This is a genomic window from Micromonospora sp. ABR4_055, from assembly GCF_056160425.1.
In genome coordinates this window covers 64,386-73,544 of record NZ_JBSWXD010000008.1, presented here as the reverse complement: position 1 = coordinate 73,544, position 9,159 = coordinate 64,386, and the positions used below count along the sequence as shown (strand labels likewise).

Annotated in this window: 8 protein-coding genes and 1 pseudogene; 6 read left to right on the top strand and 3 right to left on the bottom strand. The window is 73.2% G+C overall.

Features of this window, described 5'->3' with window-relative positions; all coding sequences use genetic code 11:
• The 6 genes and pseudogenes from ACXAHD_RS04530 to ACXAHD_RS04505 form a co-directional block, all read left to right on the top strand.
• A partial coding sequence (locus ACXAHD_RS04530) for a condensation domain-containing protein (protein ID WP_475048775.1) occupies window positions 1-3,459 on the top strand: 3,459 nt, incomplete at its 5' end.
• Entirely contained in the window at window positions 3,456-3,590 is a 135-nt protein-coding gene (locus ACXAHD_RS04525; protein ID WP_281551072.1) for a hypothetical protein, read from the top strand. The genes ACXAHD_RS04530 and ACXAHD_RS04525, both read left to right, overlap by 4 nt.
• Window positions 3,587-4,000 carry a rhodanese-like domain-containing protein gene (locus tag ACXAHD_RS04520; RefSeq protein WP_289213417.1) on the top strand — a complete coding sequence of 138 codons (414 nt, stop codon included), beginning with the start codon at window positions 3,587-3,589 and terminating at the stop codon, window positions 3,998-4,000. The genes ACXAHD_RS04525 and ACXAHD_RS04520 overlap by 4 nt, the downstream gene beginning before the upstream one ends.
• Window positions 4,001-4,279: 279 nt before the next feature.
• On the top strand, window positions 4,280-4,780 hold the full coding sequence (locus ACXAHD_RS04515) for an ABC transporter substrate-binding protein (protein WP_348650052.1): 501 nt from the start codon (window positions 4,280-4,282) through the stop codon (window positions 4,778-4,780).
• Entirely contained in the window at window positions 4,774-5,409 is a 636-nt protein-coding gene (locus ACXAHD_RS04510; RefSeq protein ID WP_281551074.1) for an ABC transporter permease subunit, read from the top strand. The genes ACXAHD_RS04515 and ACXAHD_RS04510 overlap by 7 nt, the downstream gene beginning before the upstream one ends.
• A pseudogene (locus tag ACXAHD_RS04505) lies at window positions 5,406-6,188 on the top strand (amino acid ABC transporter ATP-binding protein). The gene ACXAHD_RS04510 and the pseudogene ACXAHD_RS04505 overlap by 4 nt, the downstream one beginning before the upstream one ends.
• Here the strand turns inward: ACXAHD_RS04505 and egtD are convergent.
• The 3 genes from egtD to egtB are packed head-to-tail and all read right to left on the bottom strand — an operon-like array spanning window position 6,166 to window position 9,148.
• Entirely contained in the window at window positions 6,166-7,128 is a 963-nt protein-coding gene (egtD, locus tag ACXAHD_RS04500) for an L-histidine N(alpha)-methyltransferase (protein WP_475048771.1), read from the bottom strand. The pseudogene ACXAHD_RS04505 and the gene egtD overlap by 23 nt on opposite strands.
• Window positions 7,107-7,859 carry an ergothioneine biosynthesis protein EgtC gene (egtC, locus tag ACXAHD_RS04495; protein ID WP_281551075.1) on the bottom strand — a complete coding sequence of 251 codons (753 nt, stop codon included), beginning with the start codon at window positions 7,857-7,859 and terminating at the stop codon, window positions 7,107-7,109. The genes egtD and egtC overlap by 22 nt, the downstream gene beginning before the upstream one ends.
• Entirely contained in the window at window positions 7,859-9,148 is a 1,290-nt protein-coding gene (egtB, locus tag ACXAHD_RS04490) for an ergothioneine biosynthesis protein EgtB (protein WP_281555670.1), read from the bottom strand. The genes egtC and egtB overlap by 1 nt, the downstream gene beginning before the upstream one ends.
• Between the last annotated feature and the right edge of the window lie 11 nt (window positions 9,149-9,159).

The window sequence follows — 9,159 nt, the reverse complement described above, 5'->3', positions numbered from 1 at the left end:
GGCCTGCGGCGGATGCCGATCGGCCGGCCGGCCGCCGGCGCGACGCTGGCCGTCGTCGACGCCGCCGGGCGGCCCTGCCCGCCGGGTGAGGCCGGCGAGCTACTCATCTCCGGGCCCGGGTTGACCAGTGGCTACCTGGACGATGCGGCACAGACTGAGGCGGCGTTCGTCCACCGCGACGGCCGGCGCTGGTACCGCAGCGGCGACCGGGTCCGCGTCGGACCCACCGGGGACCTGGAGTTCCTCGGCCGGCTCGACGACCAGGTGAAGCTGCACGGCCACCGGATCGAGCCGGCAGAGGTCGAAGCGGCGCTGGGCAATCACCCGGCGGTCGCCACGGCGGTGGTGCTGCTCCGGACGCAACCGTATCCCCGGCTCGTCGCGTACGCGCAACTGCGGGCCCCGAGCGCGGACGCCGCCGACCTGCGCCGGCACCTCGCCGACCGGCTGCCGCCGCAGTGGGTTCCGGCCCGGATTCACCTGGTACGGGAGCTGCCGACGACCGCCACCGGCAAGGTTGACCGGCTGGCATTCACCGGGCTGCCGAGCGAGGATGCAGACTCGGCCGACGACGCCCCGCCGCCTGCCGTTGGCAAGGCACCGCGCACCGGTACGGAGCGGCGGGTGGCGCAGGTGTGGCAGTCCGTGCTCGGGTTGCCCGCCATACACCGCGACGACGATTTCTTCGCCATCGGTGGCGACTCCATCGTGGCCCTCGACGTCTTCGCCCGGCTGCGGGAACACTTTTCGGTCTTGCCCCGCCCGACGGTCATCTACGACCACCGCACCCTGGCCGGGCTGGCTGCGGCGATCGACGAAGCCGCCGCCGGGGTGCCGGCGGACGCGGCGGCTCCGGGCCCGTCGTGCCCGGCCGCGTCCGCTGCGGACAGATCGACGGTCGCGTACGACCCACGGCCGTTTCCACTCGCCCCCGCCCAGCGTGGCTTCCTGCTCGCCGAGGCCGTCGCGCCTGGCAGCAGCTCGACCTGGCTGGCCCGGCTGCGGATGTCCGGTCGGCTGGACCGGCGCCGCTTCCAGCAGGCGGTCGACGTCACCGTGGCCCGGCATCCGATGCTGCGTACCGTGTTTCCGGCCGGGGCCCGGCCACCGGTGCAGCAGGAGTTGCCGGCGACGCTGCGGCTGCCGGTGCTGTTCGAGACCATCGGGTCGGCCGACCAGCTCGACAGCCGGGTCGCCGGCCTGGTCGACGACCGGGTCGCGCGGGAACGTCAGCGGACGTTGGAGCCGTGGGCCTGGCCGTTGCTGCGGCTACTGGTGCTGGCCGTCGGGCCGGACGAGCATATCCTGCTGGTGCACGCCCACCATTTGATCGGCGACGGGTACAGCGCGGCGCTACTCGGGCGGGAACTGCTGACTCTGCACGACGCGCTGGCGGTCGGAGCGCCGGTCGACGTCGCGCCGCTGCGCACGACCTTCCGTGACTACGTGGCCTGGCAGCGGCAGCGGCAGCGGCAGCGGCAGGATGATCCGGATCCGCAGGCAGACCGCTGGTGGCGGGAACGGTTCGGGCAGCCGTACCGGCCGCCGACGCTGCGCGCCTCGACCGGTGCCGCAGGAACCGACAACACCGGGCAGTCGCACACCGCAGGATTCACCTTGGATGGTGCGGTGTCCGCCGCGCTGGGCCGGCTGGCCGCCGCCGCGGGCAGCAGCGGGTACGCGCCGGTGCTCACCGCGTACCGCCGGGGGTTGGCCCGGCTGACCGGCCAGGACGACCTGGTGATCGGTCTGACCGTGACCGGCCGGGATCACCCCCTACCGGACCTGCATCGGCTCTTCGGACCGTGCGCGGTGCTGCTGCCGCTGCGGCTGACCGGTGCCGGGCGGGCGTTCGACAACGATCTGGCCCAGGTGGCCGGCGAGGTCGCCACGGCCCGCCGGCACGGCGCCGAAGGGGAGCTGGTTCCGGCCGAGTCCGCCGGCAGCCGGCCGACGGCGATGCTGGCCGGGGCGCAGTTCATCTTCAGCTCCCTCGACTTCACCGGGATCGGACCGACCGGTGACGGCGCACCGGGTGGGTTGACGCTGCACTGGGACGACGGCGACAGCGAACTGGAACCGCCGCCGGTCGGCACCGACGTGTTGCTGACCGCCCGACCAGTCGACGCCGGGCTGCGGGTCACCGTCCGGGCGACGGCACAGGCGCTGGACCCGGACCGCTTCGCCGACTTCGTCGCCGCGATGGCGGCCGACCTGATCGCGGCCGGAACGGACAGCGCCGGAACGGACAGCGGCCCGGACGCCGCCGCGGGTGCGGGGCTGCCGACGCGGCGGGCGACGGGACCAGACCCCGGGGCCGCGCTGGACGCGGCGATCGTCGGCTACCTGCCGGCACCGGCCCAGCTGGCGAGGTTGGCCAGGGTACCGGCGGCGGCGCTGCCCCGGGAGCAGATCCGCAAGCTGCTGTTTCCCGACGGTGCTCCCCGCCTGCTGGAAGAGTTGGTCACCCCGCTCGGGCGGTCCGGTTTCGTCTGCCTACCGCTGTTCGCCGACGAACTCGACGGCGGTGTCGCCGACGTCGTGGCACGGGCGGTCGAGCACGCGGCAGGTCAGGGAGCACGCTGCGTGTCGCTCGCCGGGCTGGTGCCGTCGTTCACCGGCTACGGCTTCGACGTACTGCGGCAGGTGAATCCGGCGGTACGGGTGACGACCGGGCACGCGACGACCGCCACCTCGGTGGTGCTGACCACGCTGGCGGCCCTCGACGCCGCCGGTCGTGATCTCGCCGCCGGGCCGCTCGCCGTGGTCGGTCTGGGCTCGATCGGCCGGTCGGCGCTGGAGCTGCTGCTGGGCCAGGGTGGGCAGCATCCGCCACGGATCGTGCTGGCCGATCTGCCCGGCAGCCGGCGACGGCTGGCCGACTACCCGGACCGGTTGCGGCGCCTCGGGTACCGGGGCGACCTGGTCTGGGCCGATTCGACGCCCACTGCCGCGCCACCGGTGTACGCGGCGACGACCATCGTCGCGGCGGTGAGCAGCGCCACGGAGATCGTCGACGTGGACCGGCTGCGCCCAGGGACCGTGCTGGTCGACGACTCGTTCCCGCATTGTGTGAACCCGGCCGCCGCACTGCGGCGGATGCGCGACGATGGCGACGTGCTGGTGGTGGGCGGCGGGCTGCTCTCCTGCGGCCCGGTGCGGCGGGTCCTGCCCGCCGGTCTGCCGGCGGCGGCAGTGGCCGGGTACGCGGCACGCACCGCGCTGCCGGACACGGTGGCCTCGTGCCAGCTGGAGTCGCTGCTGCAGGCGGACCGGCCGGAGCTGCCGCTGGTGCATGGTCTGGTCGACACAGATCTGACGGCGGCGTACTGGTCTGCGGCGCGCAGGGCCGGGACAACGGCTGCCCCACTGCATCTGGGCGGCACTACTGTCGCCGAGTTGATCGACGGGCGGCTGGCGGCGGCGCGGCACGTCCGCTCACAGAAAGGGGTAGCATGATCACCATCACCACCGAGACGCGAGCCGACCACCTGGCGGCCGATACGCGACGAGCCGTTCATCCGCACGACCACGGCGACTCGTCCGGGCTGCAGCTGCTGGCTGCGGACCGGCCCGGAGCCAAGTGGTGACCCGGCCGCCCGAACGGCCCGGACCCGGCATCGACCGGCTACTCGACCAGGTACGCGAACGGTTGGACCGGGTCAACCCGGTCGTTGCCCAGCAGGCCCAGCGCGAAGGTCGAGCGATGCTGGTCGACATCCGGCCGATCGCCCAACGCGCGGAGTTCGGGGAGATCCGCGACGCGCTCGTGATCGAACGCAACGTGCTGGAATGGCGGCTCGACCCCCGTAGCGCGGCCCGGATCGACCTCGCCGACGACCTGCGACTGTGGCCGATCATCTTCTGTCAGGAGGGGTACGCCTCCTCGTTGGCGGCCGCCTCGCTCCAGGACATCGGTTTAGCCCGGGCCACCGACCTGACCGGTGGTTTCGCCGCCTGGCAGGCCGCCGGGCTACCGGTGGTCAACCCGCACCGGTAAGACTCCCTCCACCGCCATCGGACCACAGTGCCCTCCGCCGGTGGCGCCCAGGTACCACCGGGATGCGGGCAACGACCATTGATCGCCGGGCCGACGGCTGATCGAATGTAGTCCGGCCGGCCCGGCGAGAGCACCGCGGCCCGATCGTCAAGGAGCCTCATGAGCATGTCCCGTCGGAAGATGGGTCTACTGGGCACGGTGTCGGTCCTGGTGGCTGTCGCCGGCTGCTCGCCGTAACCGGAGGACCCGCCGGCCCCGGCCGTATGCGACCCGCAGCAGTTGGACACCCTCGTCGCCGGGACGTTGACCGTCGGCACCGACCAGCCGGCGTACCCGCCGTGGTTCGTCGACGACGCCCCGGAGAGCGGCGCCGGCTTCGAAAGCGCGGTGGCGTACGCCGTGGCCAACCAGCTGGGCTACGAACCGGACAAGGTCAGCTGGGTGCGGGTGCCGTTCAACAACGCCATCGCACCCGGGCCGAAGGACTTCGACGTCGACATCAACCAGTTCTCCATCACCGAGCAGCGCCGGTCGGCGGTCGACTTCTCCAGCCCGTACTACGACGTCACCCAGGCGGTGATCGCGCTGGACGGGACGCCGGCCGCCGCCGCGACGACCCTGGCCGACCTGCGCGACGTCAAGCTCGGCGCCCAGGTCGGCACGACCAGCTTCCGGGCGATCACCGAGGTGGTGGCCCCGGCGGCCGAGCCGGCCGTGTTCAACAACAACGACGACGCCAAGGCAGCGCTGCGCAACGGCAGAGCGTCCGGTCGGTGCTGATCGCCGCCGGTTCCACGGCCGTGCTCGGTGCCCTGCTGGTGACGGCGGTCGCGAACTCCCCCGGCTGGCCCCGGGTCCAGCAGTCGTTCTTCGACCCGGCCGTGGCGACGCAGGCACTACCGGCGGTGCTGCGCGGGCTCTGGCTCAACGTACGGACGCTGGTGTTCTGCGCCGTCGGGGCGCTGGCGCTGGGGTTGGCGATCGCGCTCGCCCGCACCCTGCGCCCGGCGGTGTTCTTTCCGCTGCGGGCCGCCGCGACCTCCTACACGCACGTGTTCCGGGCCGGCATCGAATCGGTGCACCCGGCGCAGCGGGCCGCCGCCCGGTCGCTGGGGCTCAGCCACGCGCAGACGATGCGGCATGTGGTGCTGCCGCAGGCGGTCCGGCGGGTCGCGCCGCCGCTGCTCAACGATTTGGTGGCGCTGCAGAAGGACGTCGGGCTGATCTCCCTGGCCGGCCCGGTCGACGCGATCCGCGCCGCCCAGATCGAGACCGCCACCAGCTACAACTTCACCCCGTACGTGGTGGCCGGGGTGCTGTTCATCCTGATGGCGATCCCGCTGGTGGCGGTGACCGACTGGGTGACGTTGCGGGCCGCCCGGCGGCAGACCTGGGCCGGCGCGGCATGACGCCGGCGGCGGACGCCGGCCGGCACGGCGGGCCACCGGTGTTGGCCTGCGCCGGGGTCCGCAAGGTCTTCGGCGACCGGGTCGTGCTGCGCGACCTGAGCCTCGACGTGGCCGAGCACGAGGTGGTCGCGGTGATCGGCGGCAGCGGCTCCGGCAAGTCGACCCTGCTGCGGACGGTCAACCTGCTGGAGACCGTCGACGACGGCACGATCCACCTGGACGGTCGGGACATCACCGACCCACGGGTCGACCCCGACCAGGTACGTCAACGGATCGGGTTGGTGTTCCAGTCGTACAACCTCTTCCCGCATCTGACCGTGCTGGACAACGTCACACTGGCACCGCGCAGGGTGCACCGGCTCCCTCGGGCGCGGGCCGAGCGGCGGGCGATGGAGCTGCTGGACCGGGTCGGGCTGGCCGATCAGGCGAGGCAGTACCCGGACCGGCTCTCCGGCGGCCAGCAGCAGCGGGCGGCGATCGCCCGGACCCTGATCAACGCGCCCCGGCTGCTGCTGCTCGACGAGGTCACCTCGGCGCTGGACCCGGAACTCGTCGGCGAGGTGCTGGCCCTGATCCGGGAGCTGAAGAACGACGGGTAGATGACGATGCTGATCGCCACCCACGAGATGGGCCTCGCCCGGGAGGTCGCCGACCGGGTCTGCTTCCTGGCCGACGGCGCCATCTGCGAGCAGGGGCCGCCGCAGCGGGTGCTCGGCGACCCCGAGCACCCGCGTACCCAACAGTTCCTGCGCAGGGTCACCGGCACCGGGACAGGCTGATCGCGAACCGGCCGGCCGGGTCGGTCCACCAGTGGGTCAACTCGAAACCGGCGGCGGCCAGCTCGGCGGTCACCCCGGCCCGGCGGAACTTCGCCGACACCTCGGTCCGCAGCTCCTCGCCGGCGGTGAAGCTCACCGGCAGGTTGAGATCGGCCACGTGCACCCGCATGTCCCGCTCGGCACGCAGCCGCATCTCGATCCACTCCCGCTCGGTGTCCCACAGTGCGACGTGCCGGAACGCCGCCGGGTCGAAGTCGGCACCGAGCTGCTGGTTCAGTACATGCAGCACGTTGCGGTTGAACTCGCCGGTCACCCCCTGGCTGTCGTCGTAGGCGGCGACCAGGGTGGCCGGGTCCTTGACCAGGTCGGTGCCGAGCAGCAGCCAGCCGCCGGTGCCGAGCGCCCCGTGCAGCTCGGCCAGGAACTCGGCCCGCTCGTCCGGCACCAGGTTGCCGATGGTGCCGCCGAGGAACGCGACGAGCCGGTCGTCGCCGGTCGGGATCCGGCCGAGGTGACGGGTGAAGTCGCCGACGACCGCGTGGACCGGCAGCCCCGGGTAGTCCCGGTCGATGGCGGTGGCGGCGTCGCGCAGTGCCGCCTCGGAGACGTCCAGCGGCACGAACAGGTCGAGGCTGCCCTGCCGGCGCAGCGCGTCGAGCAGCAGCCGGGTCTTCTCCGACGAACCGGAGCCGAGCTCGACCAAGGTCCGGGCCCGGGTGACGGCGGCGATATCGTCGGCGTGGGCGGCCAGCGCGGCCCGCTCGGCCCGGGTCGGGTAGTACTCCGGCAGGGTGGTGATGCGTTCGAACAGTTCGCTGCCGTACTTGTCGTAGAACCACTTCGGGGGCAGCCATTTCGGGTCGGCGGTGAGTCCGGCGTGGGCGTCGGTCCGCAGCGCGTGCCGCTGGTCGGCGTCGGTCAGCTCGATGTCGATCCGCACAGATCCTCCACGGTGTAGGTGTGCCGGTCGGCGACGACGAGCCGGCGGTCGGCGACCGGGTGCCAGGCCGGGTCGTCGTCGGACGGTTCGGAGGCGATGATCATCCGCTCCGGCCCGGCGAGGACGGACAGGGAATGGCCGACGGCGCTGGCCCAGGCCCGTTCGCCGTCGGTGAGCAGCAGGTTGAGCCGGGACGCCGGGGCGGCGGCCAGGACGCCGGTGACGGTGTCGGTGATCGCCGTGCCCGGGTCGACGCCGGCTCGCAGCCGGTGCCGCAGCAGCGCCCACAGCAGCGCCGAGTCGGTCGGCGCGTCGAGGGTGAGCAGGTCGGTCACCGGCAGGGTGGCGGCCAGCTCGGCGACGCTGTCCGGCCACCCGGCCACCACCCCGTTGTGGCTGAACAGCCAGCGCCCGTCAGTGAACGGCGCGCAGGCCGTCTCGCCGAACGGCATCCCGGGGGTCGCCGAGCGGACCGCAGCCAGCACCGCGCCGGCGGTGGTGGCCCGACCCAGCTCGACCAGGCCGGGATCGGCCCAGACCGGCCCGGACCGCCGGTAGCGGACCGGGCCGGACGGGGTGTACCAGCCGATGCCGAAACCGTCGACGTTGACCGTGCCGCCGCCGCGCATGTCCCGGGGTGCCCAGGACTGGCGGTACAGGCCGTACGGCGGCTCGACCAGCAGCTGCGTCAGGCTGACCGGCGGGCCCAGGTAGAGCTGGTGGCGGCACACTAGGCGGTCTCGCCGGGGTACGGGTCACGGGCGGTCCGGAAACCGCTGAAGATCTGCCGCCGGATCGGGTAGTCCCAGTTGCGGAAGGTGCCCCGGCAGGCGGAGCGGTCGGTGCCGAACGAGCCGCCGCGCAGCACCCGGTAGTCGCGGCCGAAGAAGACCTCCGAGTATTCGCGGTACGGGAACGCGGCGAAGCCGGGATAGCCGGTGAACCAGGTGCCGGTCCACTCCCACACGTCGCCGATCAGCTGGTGCACGCCGGCCGGTGACGCGCCGGCCGGGTAGGCGCCGACCGGTGCCGGGTGCAGGTGCCGCTGGCCCAGGTTGGCGTGCTCGGGGCCGGGGTCGTCGTCGCCCCACGGGTAGCGGCGGGACCGGCCGGTAACCGGGTCGAACCGGGCCGCCTTCTCCCACTCAGCTTCGGTGGGCAGCCGGCGGCCGGCCCAACTGGCGTACGCCTGCGCCTCGTACCAGCCCACGTGCACCACCGGCTCGTCGGACACGATCGCCGACCGCCGGCCGAACCGGGTGTAGCTGCCGTCGCCGTGCCAGTGCGCCGGTCCGCTGAGCCGGGCCTGCAGCCGGTGGGCCCAGCCCTCGGCGCTCCACCACCGCTCGTCGTGGTAGCCGCCGTCGTCGATGAACTGCTGGTACCGGGAGTTGCTGACCGGCGCGCGGTCGATGAAGAAGGCCGGTACGTCGACGGTGTGCGCCGGGCGTTCGTTGTCCAGCGCCCACGGCTCGGTGGAGGTGCCCATGGTGAACGGTCCGCCGGGGATCAGCGCCTCACCGTCGACGCCTCCGGCCGGCGCCGGCGGCGTCGGCGCACCGCTGAGCACCGGCGGGCCGGCCCGCAGCTGGTGGGTGGCGAGCATCGTCTCGTCGTGCTGCTGCTCGTGCTGCACGATCATGCCGAACGCGAAGCCCTGCTCGACCAGCCGGCGGCCGTCGAACGTCACCGTGTCGAGCAGGTCGAGGACCTTGTCCCGGACGGTACGGGTGTACGCGCGTGCCTCGGCCGGGGCCAGCAGCGGCAACGCCGGACGGTCGGCGCGGGCGTGTTTGAACGCGTCGTAGAGGTGGTCGATGTCGGCACGGACCGGCTCCCGGCCGCCGACGTCGCGGACCAGCCACAGCTCCTCCTGGTTGCCGATGTGCGCCAGGTCCCAGACCAGGGGCGACATCAGCCGGGAGTGCTGCCGAACGAGGTCGTCGTCGTCGACCGGGTCGGTCAGGGCGCGGCTGCGCCGCCGGGCCCGGTCGAGGTCGGCGGCGAGCGCGGTACGCAGGTCGGACGCGG